Genomic DNA, 24707 nt, shown 5'->3' with positions numbered 1-24707 from the left:
TAATATTATGTAATTACGCACGAGTTACGAAAGAACAAGACTGTGAGATTGCGCACTCCTTGTCGCAATGACAGAACTACGTTTCCCTTGGGTAAGTCCTGTTATGCTTAATTTAGCGGACATGAAATGACTCATCAATTGGGCAACCAACCTGAAATCACAGCCACTATCAAAAATATCCCCATCCCAAAGCGATAAAAGATAAAAATCAAAGTGCTGTGTTTTTCCAAGTAGCGTAGAAGTCCCCAAATTGCTACAAAAGCAGAAATACTGGCAGAGATTAAGCCGATAAGAAGTGTCAACCAACCAGCCCCACTCAATCCTGCTTTGAAAAGAGTATGCAATTCCAAAGCCCCAGCTAAAATCACTGCTGGTAAGCCTAACAGAAAAGAAAATTTTGCGGCTGTCTCCCGTTCCATCCCTAAAAATAGTCCAGCTGTGAGAGTGGAACCAGAACGAGAAACGCCTGGTATCAGGGCAAAGGCTTGAGCAACACCTACCCAAATTCCATCCCAGAGAGTAATTTTTTCAAAAGTGCGATCGCGTTCTCCTCGTTTTTCCGCGATCGCCAACAGCAAAGACATCACAATAGATGCTGCACCAATGACAACTAAACCTCGCATTGGGGAGTCACAGGCGTTGAGAATTGGCTTGAGTAGTAAACCCGCAATTGTAATGGGTAAAGTTCCTAGCAACAAGCCTACCATGAGCCGAAAAGAACTCGATTGATAGTCTTGCCCAGTTATTGCTCTAAACGTTTCTCCCGTCAATTTTTTTAAGTCTTTCCAGAAATAACTCAAAACAGCTGTTAAACTGGCTAGTTGCATTGCTGCTGAAAAAGCAGAGCCAGGATCTTGCAGTCCTAATAAAGTTGGTACTATCCGCATATGAGCAGTACTACTTATCGGTAAGAGTTCTGTAATTCCTTGAACAATGCCCAAAATAATCACATCAATCCAGCCTAAGCTAGTAAAGTCCAGATTAACCTCGCTACCGTTGGCACAGCCTGTAGTCGCCACTATAAGAGAAAGCATAATTTAACTGGTTTAATGAATTTGTTTGCAAATAAATTACAGACAAATTAACCTGTGCTTGTGTTGTTACTGTGACTAATGAATGGCGACAGTATGACGTGTGGCAAACTAGCACTTTTTACGAGGTTGGGCAGATGAAAATGACATAATTTACGTAACTTGATAGCACAAAAGCTAATAGTGTTGTGAAAAATTTGGAAACAAGTTAAATATGTTACATCAACTCTTCTAAATAGCTTGCAGGTGAGAAGTGACGCAAAAAGACAACCCTCGGAAATTCAATATGGAACGACTGCCATTTTACGTGGGAATCATCACACTAATCTCTATAAGTTTAGGAGCAATCTTTCCCTTTGTCTTGAATTTAACTCCCTTGAAAAATTATGCCGCTTCTCACTTACCTCACACTCATGCAAGCTTGACAGGTTTTCTCCCTGCAACCCTGAAACATCCTGTTAACATTTTGATTCTTGGCATTGACAATTCAGGACATCCGCATCAAGGAAAGTTTACCCCCACTGAAGCACTTGCTGGTAACAGTGATACATTGCTCCTAGTGCGCCTAGTGCCAAATAAGCATCAAATCAATGTTTTATCGATTCCACGAGATACACTCGTGCGTTTACCAGATATCGGTATTGATAAAATCAATGATGCAAACGTGCGAGGGGGATCAAAACTGGCAGCAGAAACTGTAAGTCAGTTGTTGAATGGTGTTACTATTGACCGCTATGTCCGAGTTGATACTGAAGGATTTATTCATTTAGTCGATGCATTGGGAGGAGTTGAAGTAAACATTCCCAAAAAAATGGATTATATAGATCACACCCAACACTTGGATATTCACTTTTCCCCTGGACGCCAGAAGCTGAATGGACAACACTTGCAGGAGTACGTCCGTTTCCGTCATGATGCCTTAGGCGATATTGGTCGCGTGCAGCGTCAGCAAGAAGTGCTCAGAGAAATTTTACATACAGCGCTTCAGCCTGCAACTATTGCAAAGGTACCTCAAATTATGCAGGTTGTGAAAGAGAATGTGGAGACTGATTTGTCGGTAGAGGAGATACTGGCTATCGCTCAAACTGTAGCAACAAACAATCGCCACCAGATGCACTTACTTATGCTTCCTGGGCGGTTTAGTAGCAACAAAGAATACAAACGTAGCTACTGGATTTCCGACTCTAGTGCCACTGCTGGTATTCTATCACGTTATTTTGATGTGCAAACTGCCAATGCTCTAGACACTCAAGTCAATTCAGTTCAGCCGCAAACATTGAGAATTGCTGTAGAAAATGCAACAGGACAACCAGAAGTTGCAAAAACTGTAGTTTCTGTTCTCAAAAAACATGGTTTCAGAAACGTTTACGTTACTCATCATGAGATTGATACAGGTGTAGACTCGGCTGGCCGAACTCAAATTATTGCCCAACACGGTAATCCCGAAGCTGCAAACGCAGTTAGCAGTACTCTTGGTACAGGTCAGGTGATGGTTGCTTCTGTGGGAGATATTCTCTCTGACGTGACTGTTGTGATTGGAGCAGATTTAGTTGAGAAACTTAAACTCCAGTATGACGTAGTTCCTAACTGAAAAAAGCCTGGAAAACCAGACTTTTTAAATGGGGCAATAATTGTTTAGAATATCAACGCTCTAGGACAACGTTTGAGGTTTGTTCATCACAAATCCTATCACTGGGGTTATGCTCTGTAGGCTGTACACTAAATTTCCCAATACGCCAGTCGTCTGCCGTGTCTTTGATAAAACTGGCGATGGGTATAGCAACCAACAAACCCAGCACTCCTCCCAGTTTTGTTCCCAATAACAAAGAAATAACCACCCACACCGGATTTAAACCAGTCAAATTCCCCAAAAGACGCGGAGCAACAAAATTACTATTGACTTGGTCAATCATCACTGTAACAGCTAAGACTTCAACCCCTAGCCAAAAGTTTTGCAATCCCAGCAACAAACTAACTATACCGATACCTATGCCTGTACCAAAGGGAAATAAAGAAAAGAATCCAATCACCAGACCAAACAATAAAGCCAAAGGTATTCGTAGCGCTATAAATACAAGTATCAGAATCACCGCTAGCAAAGCAGCGACTGTTGCTTGACCGATAAAGTAATTTTGAAAGTCTTCACGCAACAATCGTCGTACTTGCGAACCAGTATGAGGCGGAAACCACTGAAAAATTCCATCCCAAAGACGTTCTCCATTTAAAACTAAGTAGATTGTCAACACAACCGTCAATAGCACGTTGAGCAGACTACCAATGGTATCCACCGCAATACCAAGAATTTGACCAGTAAAGGACTGAAGTTGATTGGAGAATCTGTCTAACAGTTGAGTTAAGATGCCACTTAAATTAACAGGAAGCTGTTGGGTTGCAGCCCAGTTTTGGAAAGCTTGAAGTTGTTGCGCTCCAGAATCAATCCAACTTGGTAAAAAATTAGCTAGTTCATTAAGCTGTTGCAGAATCAAGGGAAATAAGGTGAAAGTCAAAGCCACGACAAGTACTACAGCTAACAACAACACGCCTCCCACAGCTAAGTTGCGTTTAACCCTTTGTTTTTGGAGAAACCGAATTGGATAGTCCAGAACAAAAGCTAGCAAACTGGCGGCGACAAAGATATTGACCAAAGGTTGAAAATACTGCACAACCAGAAGCAATACCCAACCGTTGAGTGCAATCAGGGGAAACGCTAGGCTCAAACTTAACCATTGCGGTAGTTTGTAGTTAGTCATTCGTCATTAATTATTAGTTTGATGAACCGTTTGTTTCCATAAAATCTAACAGAATTTTTTGAGGCACAGGTGCAAGGGGTCGTACGTCTGTTGACACAGATGAATAACTCGCACCCACACGAATGTCTTCTGGTGTCATTAAACTCATATCCCAACCTTCGTTGAGAACTAATTGATTTAATTCTACTGTGAGTGGTGCACAGAACACATGACGAAAGACTTTTTCATCAGGATAACAGCCAAACTTAGAAAACGTTGATGGTAAAGTGTAGCCAATTTCTTCTAAAATTTCCCGTTGTACTGCAACTTCTGGGGTTTCACCCGCTTCAATGTGTCCACCAAATAGTGCCCAGTGGGCAGGATAGACAATATTAGGGTTATTATCCCGCAACTGCATGAGAAACTTGTCTTCTTGGTAAAGAATGGCGATCGCTACTTCGGTTTTCATATTCACTTCTTATAATAAAGCCCTTGCAGTGCAAGGGCTTGATCTCTTACTGAGCAATACTACTTAGGAGCGCTAAAGCCAGCCTTTCCAGCAGTAGCTACATCCGCAAAGCAGATCTCTGGCTTGACCTTTGCATAATCAGGTGTGTTGGGAGCACGATATATGTTGCCCCGCTTCTTAGTCACTAAGCCCTTAACAGGAGCACTGCTGGGACACGTGGTTTCTCCTTCGGGCTTTACACCTAACTTTTTAGCTTCTGCTGAAAGTGTTCCCTCTGTTGAGGTAGTAGCTCCACCAGACGGAGCTGTTGTAGATGTAGATCCGCCAGATTCGCCAGATGGAGAAGAAGTCTTAGTTGACTCTTCAGCCTTATTCCCGCAACCTGAAAGGACTAAGATAGTCAACAATGCGATGGACATTATCCATCGATGTTGCAACGGATGTTTCATAGCTTGTTCTTTTTGCCGAAATGTAGAAGTTAAACCCTATTTAACCAACACTAACTTGATCAGTTTGTACGTCTGTTGCACCAGTTACACCCTGAGCAACTTGTACCAATTGGTCGAGAATATCTTGACTGGGAACTGACCCTTTGAGAACAACTGTACCGCCGGTTTGTGCTACGTACAAGGAGTCAATATCATCAAAAGAGCCGTCTTCATCAAATGCTAGAGCAACCCGCTTTGCCAGACCACTCTGGTCATATTCTCCGTTTAACCCCAATCGCTCTGGAGCAATGCTTTCTTCACCACCTGTGTCATCTGATGTTGCTGGCTCAGGATCTACTTGAGCATCTGCAGGCTTTTCCAAGCCAAAAAGTCGTTGTAACCAACCCATAAGTTTTTTCTCCAAATTTCAAAAACTTCAAACACTTGGTCTATTTCAAATCAGGGTTATTTCCTTTTCAACAACCCGCACAGTTTTGTATTCTCTACCATCTGTTAATCAATTGCCTAGTGATTTGGAACACAAAAAACAACCCTGCTTTTAAACCAGAGTTGTTGCTTTATGAAAAGGCAGGCAATCATTATAAGTCAACAAATCGACAAGTTGTTTTTTTCTTTATACTGAAGTCTATCTCAAGTTGTCTCTAAAACAACGTTAACGAATGATGACTTCATAAGGTATAGCAGATACGTACAAAAAATGCTAAAGAAAAAATAAACTTTTTAATAGATCAGAATTCCCGAAAGAGTTAATCTGTTTAAGTTACAATTGTCAATCTCAATAAATAATTAAAGTTTCGACAAAACCTCTCTAAGAGGATGTCTGAAAACTATATGAGTTCTTCGGGTCTTTTAGGCGTTCTTCTAAATACGCAGCATCTGATCCCGCAACACAGTCTGGGCAAGCACAGAGTCAGAAATAGCCGGACTCTAGTCGCACGCAAGGAAAAGTTAGGAGTGGGGTTCTACGCGACTCGATATGAGTCACCTGAAACCACCCACCCAACTGTTGTAGATGAACAGCGCAATGCTGTTAGCTTAACTTTCACAGTTAACTATGGTTTTGGTTCTGGAGTTGTGGTACCAAAAACTGGTATTCTAATGAATGACGAGATAGATGATTTAGCCGCTGCACCTGGAGTCCTGAATGTGTTTGGACTTGTGGGAGCAAAAGCGAATGCAATCGCACCGCGTAAAACGCCTCTATCTAGTATGACTCCCACTATTGTCACTGAAAATGGTCGCCTTCGTATGGCAGTGGGTGCCCCTGGCGGAGGAACCATTATCACACAAGTGTTGCAAGTTCTGCTACATAAAACCTAGACAAGTCTAGACATTTATTTCTTTCTTCATAGGGAGCATGGGAGCGGTTAGCCCTCAGAAAGCATTCACGCCAAAGCCCTGCGCGATACGCCACTTGCTACAACCGGGGGAACCTCCGAAGTTGCCACAACGCGCTTAACCCGCGCAAGGCACTTCTCACCGGCAACGCAGTGGCTCAAATTAATAGCTGCGTTTAGATCACGGTCAATGACAAAACCACAATGACCCTGCGGGTTCGCAGTCGCCACAACGGTCAAAGCTCGTCGCTTGGGTTGCTTCCCCCGACAGACTTTGGGGGAACCCCAACACCAGATCCCTCTGTCGGGAAACCCTCATCAAGGACTGGCTCCCTCCGGGTTCACCAGTCGCCTACGGCGGGAAACCCGCTCCGTTTGCGTAGCGCCCCCTATGCCTGCGGCACGGCTACGCCTATCGGGGCTAGTTGCACGCCAGTCCCCTGGCTCGGGGGGAACCCGACAGCCAGTCGCCACAACGGGGGGAACCCCAACGCCAGATCCCTCTGTCGGGAAACCCTCCTGCAGGACTGGCTCCGCAAGGCGCTGCTCTGGGCATCGGGGCTAGTTGCCACAACGCGCTTAACCCGACGCCCTTCGGGTTCGCCAGTCGCCTACGGAGGGAGACCCTCCTGCAGCGCTGGTCTCACCAGATACCTCTGTCGGGAAACCCTCATCAAGTACTGGCTCCCTCCGGGTTCACCAGTCGCCTACGGCGGGAAACCCGCCTCCGTTTGCGTAGCGCCCCCTATGCCTGCGGCACGGCTACGCCGTAGCCGTGCCGCAGGCATAGGGGGCGCTACGCAAACGGAGCGGGTTTCCCGCCGTAGGCGACTGGTGAACCCGGAGGGAGCCAGTCCTTGATGAGGGTTTCCCGACAGAGGTATCTGGTGAGACCAGCGCTGCAGGAGGGTCTCCCTCCGTAGGCGACTGGCGAACCCGAAGGGCGTCGGGTTAAGCGCGTTGTGGAGCCAGCCCCCGGGGCTAGTTGCCACAACGCGCTTAACCCGACGCCCTTCGGGTTCGCCAGTCGCCTACGGAGGGAGACCCTCCTGCAGCGCTGGTCTCACCAGATACCTCTGTCGGGAAACCCTCATCAAGTACTGGCTCCCTCCGGGTTCACCAGTCGCCTACGGCGGGAAACCCGCCTGCAGCGCTTGCTTAGCGCCCCCTATGCCTGCGGCACGGCTACGCCTATCGGGGCTAGTTGCCACAACGCGCTTAACCCGACGCCCTTCGGGTTCGCCAGTCGCCTACGGAGGGAGACCCTCCTGCAGCGCTGGTCTCACCAGATACCTCTGTCGGGAAACCCTCATCAAGTACTGGCTCCCTCCGGGTTCACCAGTCGCCTACGGCGGGAAACCCGCCTGCAGCGCTGGATTCACCGCAAGGCACAACTCTTGGCAGCGCTGGATTCACCGCAAGGCGCTGCTCACCAGATTCAAACACTCTTTCCTTCAAGGTGAGTGTTTCTTTTTTGCAACCACAATTACTACAGGTTTTAGAAGATGGATACCATCTATCCGCAACAATTAACTTACTTCCAAACTTCTTGGTTTTATATTCAAGTTGTCGCTTGAATTCATAAAACCCGCAATCAGCGATAGATTGGGCAAGCTTATGATTTGACATCATCCCGCTAACATTTAAGTCGTCTACCACTACAAGCGCGTGGTTTTTGCATAAGTGGTGAGTAACTTTATGAAGCGAATCTTTGCGAATGTTAGAAACTCGGTTATGATGTTTCGCTAATTTGATTTTTGACTTATAACGGTTGTTACTGCCTTTCTTTTTCCGAGAATGAGCTTTAGACAACCGTTTTAGTTTCTGGATGTTCTTTTTGTAGGCTTTTGGGTTTGGAAACGTAACACCAGTGCTAAGCGTAGCTAGTTCCTTTATTCCCAAATCCACACCTACAACATAGACGGATTTAGGCGTAGGCTCGGTTTCAACCTCATAAGCGCTCATCGATGTACCAGTCACCAGCTATCCGAGATATTGTTAGCTTGGTGGTTGTTGTATGGGGCAGTCCTTCATAAGTTTTAACCCATCCAATGGTAGGCAGCTTAACTCGTACACCAGCAACAGGGATAGGTTTTCCACCATTGTCAACAGTGAAAGAGTCGTTGATGCCTTTCTTCTTTGACCTGGGGTAGTCGCCCCTACCGGGGTTCTGACTGGAAAAATAAGCCAAGCCCTCTTGGGTTGATCTCGAAGCATCACGATTTATCGTGTTGTTATTAGGGCTTGGCTTATTTTTTTGTCCCAATGCGTTACCTTTAAAAAATCGGGCATACGCGTCACCTAATTGGTCAAAGGCGTATTGAGTAATCTTTTGACAAATTCCTTTCTCCTTAATCCACTCCAGTTGAGTTTTTACCTCATTATTAAAGAACTTCTTAAGGAGGAATTTATTTGGCTTGAATCCATGATCATATAAATTTTTCCAAGTAGCTAAACCCCAATTAAAGGTAAATCTTGCAATACCTGCATGCTTTGCCATTATGGTTTTTTGCTCGCTTGTCAGTTTCAACTTAGTTTTGATGGATAAAAGCATTGTTCACCGGGGGAATGACTGGAGAAATAAGGCTTGCTATGGTCTGTTAATTTGTCAGCACCCACGAGTATTCGTTGTAATAAGGCAAGCCTTATTTCTTTGTCCCAATGCGTCACCTCAATACGTTTGTGCTATATATAAGTATAGTAATATATACACTCGATAGCAATGCCTTTCCAGAAAAATCATAAATTAGGTGCACAACCTTTAAATAATGAGCCTTTTGATAAGACGCCGGTGTGTTTTAATGTCCAAAAGGGTGTCAGAGACAAATTAAAAGCCATCCCTGACTGGAAGGAACGGCTAAGAAAGCTTGTTGATGAATTGATAGAAGAATTTGAGGGATAGTTGTCGGTAGTTGACTAAGCTTGTTTAGGTTATTGTCTACTTAGGACAAGCTCTTGAATGTACTAGAATACAAGATGCATTCTGGCACGGCTGTTTCTGCACCCCGTATACATCATCAGTGGTTACGTGATCAACTAAGAGTCCAACCTATGGGTTTGAAAGCTCTAACTCTTGCCGAGTTGCAGCGTCAGGGACACAGAATTAAACAAACTAAGCCTTGGGGTAATGTTAATTCGATTGTCGTAACACCAGATGCAACTTTAGAAGGCGCAGCTGATCCCCGTGGTGAAAGTTCGCCTAGGGGTTTGTAAAAAGCGAAAAACTTTCGTATGTTCTGTCTTGATTCATGACTCCACTGAAGTCCTTGAGGACGAGAACTCGTTTGCTCTTGCAGTTGGTATCAAAGTCCAACCTGCTTTTAACAATTTTTGGAAAGTCGCCCAACCTTTAGAACCGCCTGGTATTTTGTAATCTGGGACTGCTAATTGCCCAAAGGCTGTGTAAGGACGCCAAGGTTCATTTGGTCCTGTCTGCAAATGCAAAATTTTTTCTTCACTGTCGCCAAATTTTGACAACCAGCACATTCTTCCATGCATGGCAAACTCCTGATTTATTTTAGTTAGCTTACAAGCATACTTACAGACATCTGTCAATATCTACATCGCCCTTTTGGGGTACTTTCTGTATTGTTCACAGCGGTTAACCTCAAGACGAATCACACAATTCAAAGTGAATGTAAGACGTAGACGCTTTACAGACGAAAGGCTATGAAAAGAAACGCAGTCATCTTTTGCGTTTAGCCAATGCTATCCTATGGCTCACAAAAATTGATGTATTTTTGAGTACTTTTTTTGATAGCTATTCGTTATAGGACTTACGAATTGACAAAAATATGATTATATGCATAATGCTATTAGCTTTCCCTTCTTCTTTAATTAGATGCAAGCAAAATCAACTTATGCACTTTTGAGATCGAAATGGGAAATTTTTGTGGTCATCTGACTATTGTAAAACCGCACGGAACTAGTCATGCTAATCGTTACGCACACAATAATTTATTTCTAAAGTGCGTAAGTCCTACGTTATTATATGGATGGAGCATATAATTCGTCGCTGACAATATCGCGAATTTGGCCAACTAACTGGGCATATATCGAATCAGACAAGATTGGTTGTGATCCTTGTAACGAAATGGATCCATCCAAGTCAATCCATGACTTACAGCCACCATACTTGGTGCAATAGGGAATTTCTTGCTCTTGGGGGAGTTTGTAAGTCCGCAGCAGGAGAATATATAATGGCTGACGCGGTTTCCATTTGAGGCGATCGCTAATAAAGTACTCATTCCAAATATGGAATGGAAGCAGAGCATTAACGACTGATTCCTCACTCACTGGAAAAATATCTGTAATTTCAGCCCAACTGTTGATATGAACTGTTTCTGGATGCCAACCAGATGTCACCGGAATTACCAAATTAGCATACTCGGGTTTGAGCAAGAAAGGCTGTTGATGCTCAAAAGTTGGGTAAAGCAAAATCTGCTTGTGGTTAACCTCAAAGCGTCCATGACGTTCATGGATACCACCTTTGCGGAGGAGCATAATTGTTTTGCTTGTTTCTAAGGCATTGATAGCAACTGCCCATTCTTTGAGTGCATGATTCGTCATAATCAATTCTTCCGTAAGCATCTACTATTACTCTGATTTATTTTGACGCCAAGATCGATACACTATGTGGCTGTCTGCAACAAATGAATTAAAAAATAGATAAGGAATCATTATGGAAAAGCGAACGCTGGGTACATCGGATGTTAAAATTACGCCTATTCTCACGGGGACTTGGCAAGCTGGTAAAAAAATGTGGGTGGGAGTTGAGGACACTAACTCGATTAAAGCAATACGGGCAGCATTTGAAGCTGGTATCACAACAGTTGATACTGCTGAGGTTTATGGTGACGGACATTCAGAAAGAATTGTTGCTCAAGCTTTATCTGATGTTCGAGATCAAGTGGAGTATGCCACGAAAGTTTTTGCTAACCATCTCAAGTACAACCAGGTGATTGAGTCTTGTAATCATTCCTTGAAAAACCTCAGAACTGACTACATAGACTTATATCAAATTCATTGCCCCGCTGGTTCGTTCAATTCTGAAGTTGTTCCGATTGAGGAGACAATGAACGCTCTTAACCACCTGAAAAAGCAAGGGAAAATTCGGGCTATTGGTGTTTCCAATTTTTCCAAAACCCAGTTGGAAGAAGCATCTCAATACGGACGCATTGATAGCTTGCAGCCTCATTATTCTTTATTCTGGCGGTATGTCGAAAAAGATGCAATGCCTTATTGCATCGAACATAAGATTGCGATTATTGCTTATTCACCTCTAGCTCAAGGATTGTTAACAGGAAAATTTGAAGCTGGTCACAAATTTGACCAACAAGATAACCGCGCCAACAATAAGCTATTTCAGGGAGAAAATTTTGAACGCGCTCAACAAGCTTTGGAAAAATTGCGCCCAATTGCAGAACGTCACAACTGTACACTTGCCCAGTTAGCACTAGCATGGTTAATTGCTCAACCACAGAGTCATGCGATCGCCGGTGTGCGTTATCCCGAACAAGCAACCGCAAACGCCCAAGCCAGCTCTGTTCAACTTTCGACTGAAGATTTGAACCAAATAGATGTTATTGGGCGGATTGTGACCGACCATTTAGACTATACCAAACTTATGTGAAATTGGTAATTCCGATGTAGAGGGCGCGATACTTTGCGCCTCTGTCCTGTTATTGAGCAGTTCTATAGTAATCCTATTTGATTTGTGTGAAAGTGCCTGCGCGTAGCGCATAAATTGAGAGACACAGATCCCCGACTCCTTTAAAAGGAGTCGGGGATCTTGTTTTTCACGATCTAGTAATATCATGTCCTGCTAATTACTTACGATATGTCATTGCGAGTGGAACGTAAGCGCAAAGCGCACGAATCGAGCGAACGCGCAGCGTGTCCCCTTGGGACTCAGTGAAACGTAAGCGCAAAGCGCACGAATCGAGCGAACGCGCAGCGTGTCCCCTTGGGACTCAGCAATCGCAAGTGTTTGAGATTGCTTCACTTCGCTATCGCGTAGTATGCGCCAAGGGCGCACGCTACGCGAACGCAATGACAACTGTTTATCAGGACATGGTATAACCCTCACAAGCAGATTTTTGGGTTGCTTATAGCCTTCGGCGAAGAAGCTAAACTCCAGTTGTTAAGTTCAGTAAACAACTGCAGGCAATTCCATAATCGGGTGGTAACTTAATAAATAGGACACCAAACAAGGCACAACCAAACTGAAAAGGGCAATTGACCCGGTGTCCTTCCGTCATCAGCCCAAGCAAATATCAGCATAAGTATGATGATGAGTGGCACAGCGCCTGTGTTGAAAGGCGAAGCCAAATCCCAAAGCGGAAAAACGTTTTTTATGCTGAGTTTGTTAGTGTTATTGTCCACCACTATTGTAAAACCTTTGTATTTCCTCACGATAAAACCAATTTGAGCACTACGAAATTTTTTAGATAAAACCTGGTCCCGCTGACCAGGTTTTCGCGTTAAAAGTTATTTCTTGAGTGACATAACAATGCCTAGTTGATTTTTGCACAATAAAATTAGAAATCAGTGAACGTGCTCAAGTCACAACTGGCAAGTCATATGGACGAAACAAAAATCCAAACTTATTTAAATACAATTGCAGATCTGTTAAGATGCGCCACTCATGCGGAAGCGATGGACATTGTAGCAGAAGATAAAGAATGGATAGATGAAGGGTTCCTAATAGCCTTGGAACAAGTTGCAGGAAATATGGCAAACCAAAGTCGCCAATTAACTGCAGATTGGTTGTTGAATCTTAGAAATGAGTTGGCTGCTTCTTTGGGAGTACAAGCAAGTTCTCACACCTGGCAAGCTTATGAAACTTTTTTAGTTGATGTATTGGAAGCAATTGAAAAAGATCGTGATCCCCAAGTAATTTTCCCCTATTTAGCAGCAAATCAGGACAAGCTGAATGATACTTTGGCTTATGTGTTGCAAGTTTGGGCAACGAATATCTTGCCACAATTGAAGGAAATATTAGCACAATACACTGCGGGGTTTATTGTTGAGTTTAGTAAGCTGGTGCAGATGTTTGAGCAAGGTAACCCAGCAGGTCGTATGGAAATTGCGATTGTAGGTTACCAAGTAGCCGCCACAGTTTTTACACGCGATCGCTTTCCTTATGAATGGGGAACAACGCAAACTAATCTTGCGCTTGCTTTCTCTGACCGTGTGCGTGGGGAAAAATCTCATAATTTGGAACAAGTAATATACTATTACAACCAAGCATTGGAGGAATACACACGCGATCGCTTTCCTTATGACTGGGCAAAAACGCAACGTAATATTGGAGTTGCGTACTCAGAGCGAATCTCTGGCAACCCAGAAGAGAACTTGGAACTCGCGATATACTGTTATAACCAAGCATTGCAAGAAATCCGACGCGATCTCTGTTCCGAAACGTGGGCAAAGGTGCAAAACAGTCTCGGGCTTGCCTACTCAAAACGACTCCGTGGTCAACAAACCGATAACCAAGAACTAGCGATACACCATTACAACCAAGCATTGACAGTATACACACGCGATCGCTTTCCCGATCAATGGGCAAAGGTGCAAAATCATTTGGGAAATCTTTTGGGTGAGCGTATTTGCGGAAAAAAAGCCGAAAACCAGGAACAAGCGATACACCATTACAAGCAAGCATTAAAACAATTTACGTATGATGGCAATCCCAAAATGTGGGCAGCAATCCAAAATAATCTTGGGATTGCTTACTGGGAACGTATTCTTGGCGAAGAGGCAGAAAACTTGGAATTAGCGATACATTATTGCAATCAGGCATTGCAGGTATACAAGCGCGATCTGTTTCCCGAAATGTGGGCAAGAAGCCAAAAAAATCTCGGCAATGTCTGGTGTAATCGTATTCATGGTAACGCTGAAGAGAACATAGAACTAGGAATACAGTGTTACAACCAAGCATTAGAAATATACACACGCGATCGCTTTGCCTACGAATGGGCAATAACCCATAATAATTTGGGAAATACATTCTGTCGGCGGATTCGTGGGGAAAAAGCAGAGAATATAGAATGGGCGATACACTATCATCAGCAAGCATTGAGTGTATACACACGCGATCGCTTTCCCCATGAGTGGGCAAACACCCAAAGTTTTCTTGGCAATGCCTGGTGTGATCGGATTCATGGTAAACGAAAACAGAACTTAGAATTAGCGATATACCATTACAACCAAGCATTGCAAGAATACACACGCGATCGCTTTCCCTATGACTGGGCAAAAACCCAAAATCATCTCGGGAATATTTACAAACCTTTGCAACGTACTCCAGAAGCAATCAAAGCCTTCCAATTAGCCTTGGAGATTTATACCCCCAAAACTTTTCCTCTGGAAAGTCTTATGGCTGGACGTTACTTGGGTAATTTTGCCTTTACTATGGGATTATGGACTGAAACTATCCAAGGTTTTGCTGTTGCCATTGAAGCTTTAGAAACTAGCAGCAGTTGGGTAACTTCAAAAACACAAAAGTCTAAGGTTTTGTTAAACCCTCTTGATATGTATGAAAAAATAGTTCAAGCGCACATCAATCAGGGGCTGTTTGATCAAGCAATTCAATATGCCGAACGTTCCCACTCTCCGATGGTAGTACGCTTGATGGGGACTCAAGACTTCTACTGTAGTGCGGAAATTCCTGTAAAAGTTCAAGAGTTTTTGCAACAGTACGAACAAAAGCAACAGAAAATCGGCGTTGCACAAAGAAGGGATAAAGTACGAACCGCCAAGAAGCAAAAAGCGCCAATAAAGAAGTCTTCTAGTAAGCAAAGAAAATAAAATCATCCCAAAATATGCAACGCCAAAAAGTGATTGGATTCAGGTCTTAGTATGATTTAAAATTTGCTTAGTTAATGCCATTGTATTCTCCACATCATTCACGACATAAACATTTTTTGGCGCTAGTTTTTGGAAGAAATTTTGACTTTCTTCATCTACACTCAACAAAATCACTTTCTTGTTGCCTTTCAAAGCTAGGCAAATCTCTGAAGCAGTACCCGCACCCATACCACAAGCAATGACCACATGAGAAGAGAGAACATTGATATTGTTGCGAGCATTTCCCATATCAGTAAAAATGGTAATATCAACTGCTTCAGAAATACCTTGGCTATCATAGCAAGGAAGAATACCAATAGTTAAACCATTAACAGATTTTGCTCCCCGACTTGCCGCATCCATAACGCCAACATTTCGACCACCAGTCAGCAAAACCCATCCCTGTGTTGCAATGAGTTTTCCAAGTTCATAGGCATTTTGTACATCAATTGCTGTAGCTTTTTCTCCTGGTCCCATCACTCCAATTATGATTTTTCTCATTGCAGTTTATTAAGAAGAACACAGCACGCAGAATTTATACCATTTTAGATTTTAGATTGTGAAAGATTTACTGGTAACCGCTTTTAGTGTTCTATCTGTCGCAAACATTTTTTTGAATTGGTATTATAATAAACTCCCACTAATCATCCCAGCAAGGACAATAAAACCAATCCACACATTTTGTCGGAACATTTCAGCATAAGCAGAGTTCGGTAAATCTTTCTGGCTTAAGCGTGTGAGCTGCCAAATCCAACTTACACTAGCAATGGAAAGACTAATCCAAAAACTAGGACGCAGTTGCAGAATTAAACCTAGCCAACTCAGTAAAAAGACAGTGCTAGCAAAGAAAATGCCAATTGCAACAGGCGCGAAACTACCAAAAAACAAAGCGCTAGAATTGACACCAATTCGTCGATCGTCCTCCTTGTCACTCATGGCGTAAACTGTATCAAATCCTAATGTCCACGTCACAGTAGCGCCCCAAAGCAGCCAAGTTGGGAGTGAAAGGTTATGCGTCACTGCACTCCAGCTAATTAAAACCCCGAAACCCCAAGCGATAGAAAGAACCAGTTGCGGAACAGGGAACACGCGCTTTGCGCCGGGATAAAGCAAAATAACTGGAACTGCTGCCACACACAACCAAAATGAGAGTACGTTAAGATAAAAGGCAAGAACTGCAGCACATGCCATCGCCACTATGGCAACTATGATGCCAACTTTCACAGTCAGCGTACGGGAAGCAAGAGGGCGATCGCGAGTTCTTTCCACTTGTGGATCTATATCTCTATCCCACAAATCATTGACAACACATCCAGCAGCACTTGTGGCGAGAGTACCCAAGATGATCACTCCAACAAGTGGTAAGGGTGGTTTTCCAGCAGCTGCCAAAAACACAGCCCATAAAGCGGGAATCATTAAAATTAACCGTCCCTCTGGTTTGTGCCATCGTAATAGCCGGATAATAACAAGCCATATGGGTTCGGTGTGATCTTTTGGCGTAGTTAGCATAGGTAGTAAAAGATGACTAAAGATAGATTGGTTCACACATATTTACATCTATAGAATATCTTTATCTGATATTTATAAAGTCACAACCATAAATCACAACTTGGAATAGAACCAGGAAGTCATTTTGGTTATGGATCAGGGCTTCTACTTAAAAACAATTTTGTTGTACAAAATACATTGTCTCGTCGATACGTCGAGATTGCCAGCTTTTACCATCCTTAACAGAGAGAAACGATAGATGGTGAATTTAGTTTCAGCTAACTGGGAGAGTGTTCCGACTCAAACAGCAAAGCAACATCGAATTATTGCTGCGATTGACTTAGGAACCAATTCGCTACACATGGTAGTAGTGGAAATTGAACCTACACTGCCATCTTTTAACATTATCGGCAGAGAAAAAGAAACCGTCAGACTCGGCGATCGCGAGATGAAGACGGGGAATTTGAAACCACAAATCATGGAAAGGGCGATCGCCACCTTGGGACATTTCCAAGAGATCGCAAAAACTCTCAACGTCGATACAATAATTGCTGTGGCAACCAGCGCCGTACGAGAAGCCCCCAATGGTAGAGATTTTTTGCAAAAAGTTGAAGATGAAGTCGGTTTAAGCGTTAAGTTGATTTCTGGTCAAGAAGAAGCGCGGCGAATCTACTTGGGCGTACTATCGGGGATGGAATTTGACGACAAGCCCCATATTATTATAGATATCGGTGGCGGTTCCACAGAATTAATTTTGGCCGATAGTCACGAAGGGCGAACGTTCACCAGTACCAAAGTTGGTGCAGTCAGACTCACCAGTGAGTTAATTACCACTGACCCAATTCATGACACTGAGTTTGAGTACCTACAAGCATATGCACGGGGGATGTTAGAACGTGCTGTTGAAGAGATCCAAGCAAATCTTAAGGATGGAGAATCTCCCCGTTTAGTAGGTACTTCCGGCACAATTGAAACTCTAGTGATGATTCATGCACGGGAAAAGGTAGACTCTGTTCCTTCTACGCTCAATGGTTACGAAATGAGCTTAAAAGATTTGCAGGAATGGGTCAATCGCCTACGGAAAATGAGTAACTCAGAACGAGCTGCAATTCCCGGCATGCCAGAGAAACGATCTGAAGTTATACTCGCAGGCGCAGTGATTTTACAGGAAGCCATGCTCGTTTTGGGGCTAGAGTCACTCGTAGTATGCGAACGTTCCCTAAGAGAGGGTGTGATTGTAGACTGGATGCTTACTCACGGTTATATTGAAGACCGTCTACGTTACCAAGGTTCAGTAAGCCAGCGGAGTGTCCTGAGAATTGCGAATAAGTACGACGTCAATTTAGAGCACAGTGATAGAGTCGCAGTCTTTGCCTTAAGCATTTTTGACCAAACAAAAGGAACACTTCACGACTGGGGAGCAGATGAACGGCAACTCCTTTGGGCTGCAGCTATATTGCATAATTGCGGTCATTATATCGGTCATTCATCTCACCACAAGCACTCCTATTATCTCATTCGTAATGCTGAATTACTAGGCTATAATGAAACAGAGATAGAAATCATTGCTAATTTAGCACGTTATCATCGCAAATCTCCACCGAAGAAAAAGCACGAAAATTACCAGAATTTAGAAGGCAAAAATCATCGACAAATTGTCAGTCAATTGAGTGCTATTTTGAGATTGGCAGTTGCTTTGGATAGGCGGCAAATTGGAGCAATTACGCGAGTCGAGTGTGAATATCTAACTGAAAAACAAGAATTGATTCTCAAAATTTTTCCATCCCACGCTGATGATGACTGTGCTTTAGAACTATGGAGTTTGGATTATAAAAAGGATGTATTTGAAGCAGAGTTTGATGTCAAATTAGTAGCAAAGTTAGAGCTTAATATCGCTGCATTTAGTTAGATAAAGTGTTGGATAAATTAGGTGCGTTACACTAATGTAACGCACCTTCAAATAGGTTTAATGTACTACTCAAAAATTTTCGGTTTGTCCCTTGTGTCCTTAAGTTCTATTTACGAACTGCAAGAGCGTGGAAGTCAGCAATATTCTTACCACCGACAACATTATCAAATCTATATAAATGAGCGGGTTTAGCACTCTTACCTCCGTTTTCAACTTCCACGACACCTAGTCCTGGGAAAATACCCACACTGTTGAAAAATGCTGGGTCGTTTCCTGAGATGGGATTAGGTCCACGCTGTGTGAAAAAGGCAACTTGTCCGGAAGGTGATGGTTCTATTAAGTCTGGTGTAGGATCAGGACCCAAGGTATCACTGACTAGATCGACAATATTAACTGCGCGAGCTTTGTTTGAAGCCTCAACATTGGGATCAAATGGTTTAGCGTTGATATCGTGTATGGTGATGGAATTGGATCCACGATTTACTTGCCAAAGGTATTTAGCACCAATTAATGTCACACCATGAACATCATTACCGGATTGAGGAACTTTGAAGAAATCTGGACGCTTCGAGGGATTTTCTAGCAGAGATTTATTGTTATACAGATAGATAAAGTCCGCTATCTCGGGATCAGCATTGCCTGCGTTAGTTACGAAGTTGTCGCCAATCTGATAGGCAACCAATCCATTGAAAGTGGCTTCATCTTTACTGTAAATATGTGCGATTGTTAGTGTTTCCGCATTTACAATTGCCACGCCACCATCAGCAAAAGTGACATAAACAAACTTACCTGTATCATCAACGACAGCTACAACTGGTCGGGCAGTGGCACCAGTGGTAGGTACTCCTAAGGCTGTCTTTGTCTGTGGAGTATTGAAGTCTAATGTTTGAACATCACCAAAAATTTTACCTCCAGGGGCCTCATAATTTGTGCCAATCTTATGAATCCGCTGACCTGGAGTATCGGCAACATATACAAATTTGTTGTCTTTTGAGAGGTAAACAGCATGAGAGTTGGAGTTTGGTAATCCTGGTGGAAGAATTGAATCCACAACTTCACGCTTGTTGGCATCAATTGCATAGACATGAGCTGTAGTCGCATGTCCTACAATCGCGTGTGTACCGCCTTGATTGAAAGTAATCCAGTGGGGTTTTTGACCTGGTGCAAGATCGTTCTTCTTAGCACTGGCTGCCAAGTTAAATTGCTCAACCTTTGCATTACCTCTTAAAAAGTCTCGGTCGTTGCCTGAAAAAACAAAGAGATTTCCTCCCAAAGTAGTACCATCAAGGGAATCTGCTTGGTCAATAGCCCAAACCTCATAACCTGGATTTCTTGGTCGTGCTGCTGAAGCTACAGTGGACAATCCCTCATGCAGTGGGAGAGGAACTTGGGTGAATATAGTCCAAGCAATTCCAATGAAAAACAAGCACGGAATGAAGAATTTTTTCATTTTTAACCTTCTTTATTTGAGTACATGAAAGAGTCTCGTGTCACTCCTCATCACTGATTTGATATGGATATATAGGGTTGGGGAATAAGCGATCGCTTGCCTTTTGCTCTGACTTTTCACAGCAAGTCTTCAAAACACACTGTTTCGTGGTTTCCACAACTTAATTCTCAATAGTTGTGAATCAATGAAAACAACTAATGGAAAAACTGGGGCTTGGGAAACCTTCAAAATGACATGAATCCACATACCGTGAAAAGTCAGTTTGCTATGTTAAAAACCCTCAATTTTGGGAATGATGACAAAGATTTGACTAGAACAAAACAGCACTGCCAGGTCATTAATCATAATTCGTATAGAAAATCTCCTTGTGTGGTGAACAAAAGAACGTTGGCTAAACTTGAACACAATCAGTTCTTTTAATTTGTAAAAAAATACATAATAGTATGCATCCAACAACTTATAGTCAATATTTTCTTTTGATAACATCACGCATCTTTTTATATAGAAAATAACTTTAAACTATGAATACAAAAGTTACCTCACTGAGAAATGAGGGTAGAGCTTTGTATGAAAAGCGCAATAGCACTAAGCGCTAATACAGAATTGGTCAACACCCTTGCAAAACGAAGATGCAAGCTGGATCTTCTAAAAAAAACCCTTATAACCTATAAAAGTTGTTATTACGACACACTGTCAAACTTTACTATAAATACGGCAAAAATATCAAGTTTTAGTAGTATATTTACAGAAAATTTACAGAGGACTGATCATGTCAAGTTAGACACCATATCCAAAAAATATCCAAAAAAGATTGACAAGTGAATACCCCTTTGAGCGTCCCTCATCACTAAGTATTTATGCCTTCACAAATCGAAATAATTCGGTAAAATTAGTTAAAGCGATATTTCGCATTTGTAAAACAAAGGCATCAGCAATCCCATGGAACTGAAAAGCAATGCATCTCAACTACCCATCCCACGACTACTGTTGTTGATAGCCCCCTTTTTTTTCTGGGGTACAGCAATGGTGGCGATGAAAGGAGTAATACCCCACACGACACCATTATTTATGGCGGGAGTGCGTTTGATACCGGCTGGCGTACTTATTTTGATAGTAGCAGCATGGATGGGTAGACCTCAGCCCAAAGGCTGGGATGCATGGCTGTGGATTGCTTTATTTGCCTTGGTGGATGGAACACTGTTTCAAGGGTTTTTGGCGGAGGGCTTACTCAGAACAAATGCTGGGTTAGGATCTGTGATGATTGACTCTCAACCCTTGGCTGTGGCATTGCTGTGTTTGTGGTTATTCCAAGAACATATTGGTTTTTGGGGATGGTTAGGACTAGGGATAGGAGTCACAGGTATTAGTTTAATTGGCTTACCGGATGAGTGGATTCTCCATTTTTTCAACTCAGACACGATTGTAGAGATATTCTCTACAGCATCAATACAACAACTGTTTGCCAGTGGCGAGTGGTTGATGCTTCTAGCAGCGCTGAGTATGGCAGTAGGAACAGTGTTGATCAGGTTCGTCAGTCGCCATGCTGATCCTGTGATGGCTACAGGATGGCACATGATTATAGGTGGCTTGCCATTGTGGGGAATTTCATCAGCTGTAGAATCTGGACAGTTGCAGAACATTGTTCCGTCTGACTGGTTTGGGCTGGGTTACGCTACAGTATTTGGTAGTGCGATCGCCTACGGATTGTTTTTCTACTTTGCCTCTAGCGGTAATCTCACCAGTCTCAGTTCCCTCACCTTTCTCACACCCGTATTCGCATTGTTATTTGGCAATTTGTTACTTCAAGAAGTTCTCAGTCCGTTGCAGTGGGTAGGAGTCAGCCTGACTTTGGTTAGCATCTATCTCATCAACCAGCGCGAAACTCTGCCAGGGGTAAGCAAGAAGGTTGCTACAAGTGAAAAAACTATCACACAGCAACAACAAGTTTTAGAAGCGTCTGCAAAGACGATAAACAAAGTTACCTTGCCTGTGAGAAAATCTGAATCAGAGATGTTGCCTTAAATAAGGTAGTCAAAAAATATCTCAAAAATAAATAACTGACTCAAGTACAACAACTACCACTCATGTGCTTGAATAAGAGTATTAGCCAGAGTGTATTTAATATACCAAAAGCCAAGAAGACATTTGATATTTATGTAGCTTATAGTTATTGTGGTATCAATGGCTTCCAATGCACGTTCTGGCTGAGACTTGCTATATGAGGCGACGCTATTCTTCTATTGTTTTTATTGCTTGCCTTGCTTGCTTAGGATTTGACCAACGTTCAGCAAGTGCAGTTAAACCTGAAATTGTTTTTAGAAATTTAGAACTTGCTCAAGTCAGTTCCAAAGATGCTGTCAAGCAGTCCATTCTTGGACTTGGTAGCACAGGTGCACAAGTGAAGTCAGTGCAAACCTTACTTAAGAAGTTAGGATACTATGATGGCGAGATAGATGGACGGTATGGCATAAGTACAAGCCGTGCTGTGACGAAATTTCAACAAGTAAAAGGTTTAAGTGTAGACGGTATTTTTGGTGATACAACTAGGCAGAGTCTTCAGACAACAATAAACAAGAAATTACCGCCTTCTACCATTGCAATTAGTTCTACGATTCAACCCAAGACCAAGAAAGACCCAGGAACAGACATACTTTGGTGGTCTCTCGTGGGTACTGGTGTTTTGGGAAGTATTGGGGCAGTACTTTATATAGTAAGAAAGATTGACAAGGGTACAAAAGTTGTAACATACCCAGAAAATTATAGTCAGCGAAACACCAGTTTAGTTCCGCAAACTATACAAAAGTTCGATGTAAAGAACGACGATGAGTTTCATAACACTAGTGTCATCAGTACGCAAGAAACAGAAACAACGATACCACCGTCTACTGAATTTTTACCAATGGAAACAACTTCTCGCCTTGCCAAAGTTGACATCATTGACCAGTTGATTTTAGATTTACGTAGCCCTGATCCAACACAGCGACGTAAAGCTATCTGGGATTTAGGTCAAAAAGGAGACTCACGAGCAATTCAGCCTTTAGTAGACTTGATGGTGGATGCAGATTCCCAGCAACGCAGCTTGATTTTAGCTGCTTTGGCAGAAATTAACACCCGCACACTTAAGCCAATGAACCGTGCTTTGGCAATTTCATTGCAAGATGAAAGTCCACAAGTGCGACAAAATGCCATCCGGGATTTAACTCGCGTATATGACATGATGGCTCAAATGAGTCAAATCTTATCTCATGCTGTGCGAGATCCGGATGCAGACGTGCGATCAACAGCAAAGTATGCTCTTTCACAAATGAATCGTATCCGTGCTTTGCCTGGTGATGCAAGTGAGGAGGACAAAGATACAGAGGGAGAGGAAGAAGAGGACGAGGAAAATTTTTAGCAGTTATCAGTTACCAGTTATCAGTTACCAGTTATCACTGTTCACTGTTTACTGTTCACTGACTTAAGCGTCTGGTAATTCTCCAAAGCGTTGGCGATAGCGCTCAAGTAACTCTGTCATCTCTGCTGCTTGCTGTTGCGCTTGTTCTGCAACTTCTTGTGGTGTCTTATACCTAACGCCTTGTGCATCATACCAATAAAGCACTTCCAGTTCTACTTCTCCATCAAGGTAGCTTCCCCTACCAATCCGCAAACCCATTTCTGGTATCCAAAAAGGTTCTCCAATTTGTAACTTATATTCTCCGTTGATTAAACGATAAACTTCTAATGGCTGATGTTGGTCTCGTCGCCAATATTCAGGATTGTAAATGACATAATATAGAATACCCAAGCGAGCATAGACCGACATTTTCTTATCATATTCGCCCCCATAGGTAAGAGAAACAATTTCTAAAGCAAAAATTGGGACAACATCGTTTTCTTCCCAAAGAACATAGCTTTTACGTAAAACATTTCCTTTAAATCGCTCTACTCCTAAACTTAAGAAACCATCTGGCACAACAGGTACAAGATGACTGACTCCTGTGGTGTGATAAATTGCCATATCAACCCCAAAAAACCAATCTAAGCGATTTGCCCAGATAAACTTCAGCAGGAATAACAATAAATTCGGGACAAAATTTTGATTTTCGTTATCCACAGGAGTGTCGTCTGAACAAGGAAGTTCAGCGCTGGTTGGCAGTTTAAATATCGGGTTTAGCATGTAGTCTTTCCCCTAAATAGGTACTTTTATGATTTAGATGTCTTCTTTCTAAACAAATCTTTAATCCATTTCCACTTAGCTACGATAAAAACGGACGCTCCTGTCAAAACAGCTGCGATCGCACTCCAGTTCTCTATAATCCATTTCCAATTTTGTCCTAACCAACTGCTTGGGTTAACTGCAACCGTGACGTCACGACTAAAAGTCTCCAAACACGCTGGTACTTCTGGTTGATTTTTAATACTAATGTAAGCACATATTTCCAGAAAAAGCTTTTGACTACCTGCCTCACTGGGAGTTACATTCCACAGCCACTTAACCACACGTCCTTGCGCTAAAACCTGCTTTTTCTGGCTTAGAGGTTTGATTTCAAAGCTAGCTCCTGTAAGTTCTGCTCCTAAAAAGGAAGTTACATCAATCGGCTGAGTTTTAGCATCTTTACTGAGTCCTGCTTTTAGATCACGCTGCAAGTTATCAGTAACACGTACTTCGATCACTTCATTCTCAGCAACTTTCATCTGTGTAGCAATATCAAAGGCGATTTGTCCAGGTCTGAGAGTTTCTTTCAGGGTAGCAGAGTAAGCATCCTGAGCAATTTTATAATTTGGACTGACGCTCTGGGTAGTGGGAGTCGCACCAGTCTCACTAGATTCTGCTGGAGTAGTAGCACTATTACCACCAGGTCCTCCCGCAGGAGATTCATCGCCACGGCCGTCACAGCCAACAAGCAATGCCAGAATGATAACTAAGATAGAGGTATAGATGAAAAAGTGCTGTCCCCTAGAACGATATCTCATAGTTGCTTACAATATTATTGATGAATATTTTGACTATAAAAA

The 24707-nt window shown here is 42.8% G+C and carries 21 protein-coding genes and 3 pseudogenes; 10 read left to right on the top strand and 14 right to left on the bottom strand.

Annotated features, from left to right (window positions below; translation table 11 throughout):
- Positions 1–134: 134 nt before the first annotated feature.
- A complete protein-coding gene (locus tag DP114_RS02460; RefSeq protein WP_169263098.1) occupies positions 135–1034 on the bottom strand; it encodes an undecaprenyl-diphosphate phosphatase in 900 nt (299 codons plus the stop codon).
- 250 nt (positions 1035–1284) lie between these two features.
- On the opposite strand from DP114_RS02460, the gene DP114_RS02455 reads away from it, so the two are divergent.
- Complete coding sequence (locus tag DP114_RS02455) at positions 1285–2622, top strand: LCP family protein (protein WP_246163035.1); 1338 nt, start codon at positions 1285–1287, stop codon at positions 2620–2622.
- A gap of 52 nt (positions 2623–2674) precedes the next feature.
- Here DP114_RS02455 and DP114_RS02450 read toward each other — a convergent pair whose 3' ends face one another.
- The 4 genes from DP114_RS02450 to DP114_RS02435 are packed head-to-tail and all read right to left on the bottom strand — an operon-like array spanning position 2675 to position 5066.
- On the bottom strand, positions 2675–3781 hold the full coding sequence (locus tag DP114_RS02450; RefSeq protein ID WP_171975351.1) for an AI-2E family transporter: 1107 nt from the start codon (positions 3779–3781) through the stop codon (positions 2675–2677).
- Between the two features lie 13 nt (positions 3782–3794).
- Positions 3795–4229, bottom strand: coding sequence for an NUDIX hydrolase (locus tag DP114_RS02445; RefSeq protein WP_171975350.1), 435 nt, complete (start codon positions 4227–4229; stop codon positions 3795–3797).
- Positions 4230–4288: 59 nt separating this feature from the next.
- Positions 4289–4678 carry a sunset domain-containing protein gene (locus tag DP114_RS02440; RefSeq protein ID WP_169263102.1) on the bottom strand — a complete coding sequence of 130 codons (390 nt, stop codon included), beginning with the start codon at positions 4676–4678 and terminating at the stop codon, positions 4289–4291.
- A gap of 40 nt (positions 4679–4718) precedes the next feature.
- The gene (locus DP114_RS02435) at positions 4719–5066 is read right to left on the bottom strand and encodes a BON domain-containing protein (RefSeq protein WP_169263103.1); all 348 of its coding nucleotides are present in this window, start codon (positions 5064–5066) and stop codon (positions 4719–4721) included.
- A 575-nt stretch (positions 5067–5641) separates the two neighbouring features.
- On the opposite strand from DP114_RS02435, the pseudogene DP114_RS02430 reads away from it, so the two are divergent.
- Both DP114_RS02430 and DP114_RS34260 read left to right on the top strand, forming a co-directional pair.
- Positions 5642–5989 (top strand): annotated as a pseudogene (locus tag DP114_RS02430) (gamma-glutamyltransferase); the annotation flags it as partial.
- Positions 5990–6977: 988 nt separating this feature from the next.
- Positions 6978–7478: a hypothetical protein gene (locus DP114_RS34260; protein WP_216670042.1), complete on the top strand. Its 501-nt coding sequence runs from the start codon at positions 6978–6980 to the stop codon at positions 7476–7478.
- A 31-nt stretch (positions 7479–7509) separates the two neighbouring features.
- Here DP114_RS34260 and DP114_RS02425 read toward each other — a convergent pair.
- Together DP114_RS02425 and DP114_RS34635 are read right to left on the bottom strand one after the other, a co-directional pair.
- A pseudogene (locus DP114_RS02425) lies at positions 7510–7980 on the bottom strand (RNA-guided endonuclease InsQ/TnpB family protein); the annotation flags it as partial.
- Positions 7967–8569, bottom strand: coding sequence for a helix-turn-helix domain-containing protein (locus tag DP114_RS34635; protein ID WP_256379332.1), 603 nt, complete (start codon positions 8567–8569; stop codon positions 7967–7969). The gene DP114_RS34635 and the pseudogene DP114_RS02425, both read right to left, overlap by 14 nt.
- A gap of 168 nt (positions 8570–8737) precedes the next feature.
- On the opposite strand from DP114_RS34635, the gene DP114_RS02415 reads away from it, so the two are divergent.
- Positions 8738–8917 (top strand): hypothetical protein, encoded by a 180-nt coding sequence (locus DP114_RS02415; RefSeq protein ID WP_169268063.1) that lies wholly within the window; start codon positions 8738–8740, stop codon positions 8915–8917.
- Positions 8918–8967: 50 nt separating this feature from the next.
- Positions 8968–9228: pseudogene (locus DP114_RS02410) on the top strand (gamma-glutamyltransferase); the annotation flags it as partial.
- A 33-nt stretch (positions 9229–9261) separates the two neighbouring features.
- Here DP114_RS02410 and DP114_RS02405 read toward each other — a convergent pair.
- Positions 9262–9513: a hypothetical protein gene (locus DP114_RS02405; protein ID WP_169268064.1), complete on the bottom strand. Its 252-nt coding sequence runs from the start codon at positions 9511–9513 to the stop codon at positions 9262–9264.
- Between the two features lie 489 nt (positions 9514–10002).
- Positions 10003–10584, bottom strand: a complete 582-nt coding sequence (locus tag DP114_RS02400; protein ID WP_246163033.1) for a DUF1802 family protein — start codon at positions 10582–10584, stop codon at positions 10003–10005.
- A gap of 112 nt (positions 10585–10696) precedes the next feature.
- On the opposite strand from DP114_RS02400, the gene DP114_RS02395 reads away from it, so the two are divergent.
- Together DP114_RS02395 and DP114_RS02390 are read left to right on the top strand one after the other, a co-directional pair.
- Complete coding sequence (locus DP114_RS02395) at positions 10697–11647, top strand: aldo/keto reductase (RefSeq protein WP_169268066.1); 951 nt, start codon at positions 10697–10699, stop codon at positions 11645–11647.
- Positions 11648–12597: 950 nt separating this feature from the next.
- Complete coding sequence (locus DP114_RS02390) at positions 12598–14826, top strand: tetratricopeptide repeat protein (protein ID WP_171975348.1); 2229 nt, start codon at positions 12598–12600, stop codon at positions 14824–14826.
- A 39-nt stretch (positions 14827–14865) separates the two neighbouring features.
- On the opposite strand, the gene DP114_RS02385 is transcribed toward DP114_RS02390, so the two are convergent.
- Both DP114_RS02385 and DP114_RS02380 read right to left on the bottom strand, forming a co-directional pair.
- Positions 14866–15366 carry a TIGR00725 family protein gene (locus DP114_RS02385; protein WP_171975347.1) on the bottom strand — a complete coding sequence of 167 codons (501 nt, stop codon included), beginning with the start codon at positions 15364–15366 and terminating at the stop codon, positions 14866–14868.
- 123 nt (positions 15367–15489) lie between these two features.
- Positions 15490–16374, bottom strand: a complete 885-nt coding sequence (locus tag DP114_RS02380) for a 4-hydroxybenzoate solanesyltransferase (RefSeq protein WP_171975346.1) — start codon at positions 16372–16374, stop codon at positions 15490–15492.
- Between the two features lie 238 nt (positions 16375–16612).
- On the opposite strand from DP114_RS02380, the gene DP114_RS02375 reads away from it, so the two are divergent.
- A complete protein-coding gene (locus DP114_RS02375; protein ID WP_169268070.1) occupies positions 16613–18262 on the top strand; it encodes a Ppx/GppA phosphatase family protein in 1650 nt (549 codons plus the stop codon).
- A 106-nt stretch (positions 18263–18368) separates the two neighbouring features.
- Here the strand turns inward: DP114_RS02375 and DP114_RS02370 are convergent, their stop codons facing one another.
- Complete coding sequence (locus tag DP114_RS02370) at positions 18369–19712, bottom strand: YncE family protein (RefSeq protein ID WP_171975345.1); 1344 nt, start codon at positions 19710–19712, stop codon at positions 18369–18371.
- A 939-nt stretch (positions 19713–20651) separates the two neighbouring features.
- On the opposite strand from DP114_RS02370, the gene DP114_RS02365 reads away from it, so the two are divergent.
- Both DP114_RS02365 and DP114_RS02360 read left to right on the top strand, forming a co-directional pair.
- Entirely contained in the window at positions 20652–21734 is a 1083-nt protein-coding gene (locus DP114_RS02365; protein ID WP_171975344.1) for a DMT family transporter, read from the top strand.
- A 196-nt stretch (positions 21735–21930) separates the two neighbouring features.
- Positions 21931–23106: a peptidoglycan-binding protein gene (locus tag DP114_RS02360; RefSeq protein WP_171975343.1), complete on the top strand. Its 1176-nt coding sequence runs from the start codon at positions 21931–21933 to the stop codon at positions 23104–23106.
- A gap of 63 nt (positions 23107–23169) precedes the next feature.
- Here the strand turns inward: DP114_RS02360 and DP114_RS02355 are convergent, their stop codons facing one another.
- Together DP114_RS02355 and DP114_RS02350 are read right to left on the bottom strand one after the other, a co-directional pair.
- Positions 23170–23868 (bottom strand): Uma2 family endonuclease, encoded by a 699-nt coding sequence (locus DP114_RS02355; RefSeq protein WP_171975342.1) that lies wholly within the window; start codon positions 23866–23868, stop codon positions 23170–23172.
- A 26-nt stretch (positions 23869–23894) separates the two neighbouring features.
- Positions 23895–24665, bottom strand: a complete 771-nt coding sequence (locus tag DP114_RS02350) for a hypothetical protein (protein ID WP_169268074.1) — start codon at positions 24663–24665, stop codon at positions 23895–23897.
- Positions 24666–24707: the final 42 nt, after the last annotated feature.

It is taken from the genome of Brasilonema sennae CENA114 (genome assembly GCF_006968745.1).
Taxonomy (GTDB): Bacteria; Cyanobacteriota; Cyanobacteriia; order Cyanobacteriales; family Nostocaceae; genus Brasilonema; species Brasilonema sennae.
The sequence above is the reverse complement of the archived record's forward strand: the minus strand, read 5'-3'. Positions and strand labels throughout refer to the sequence as shown.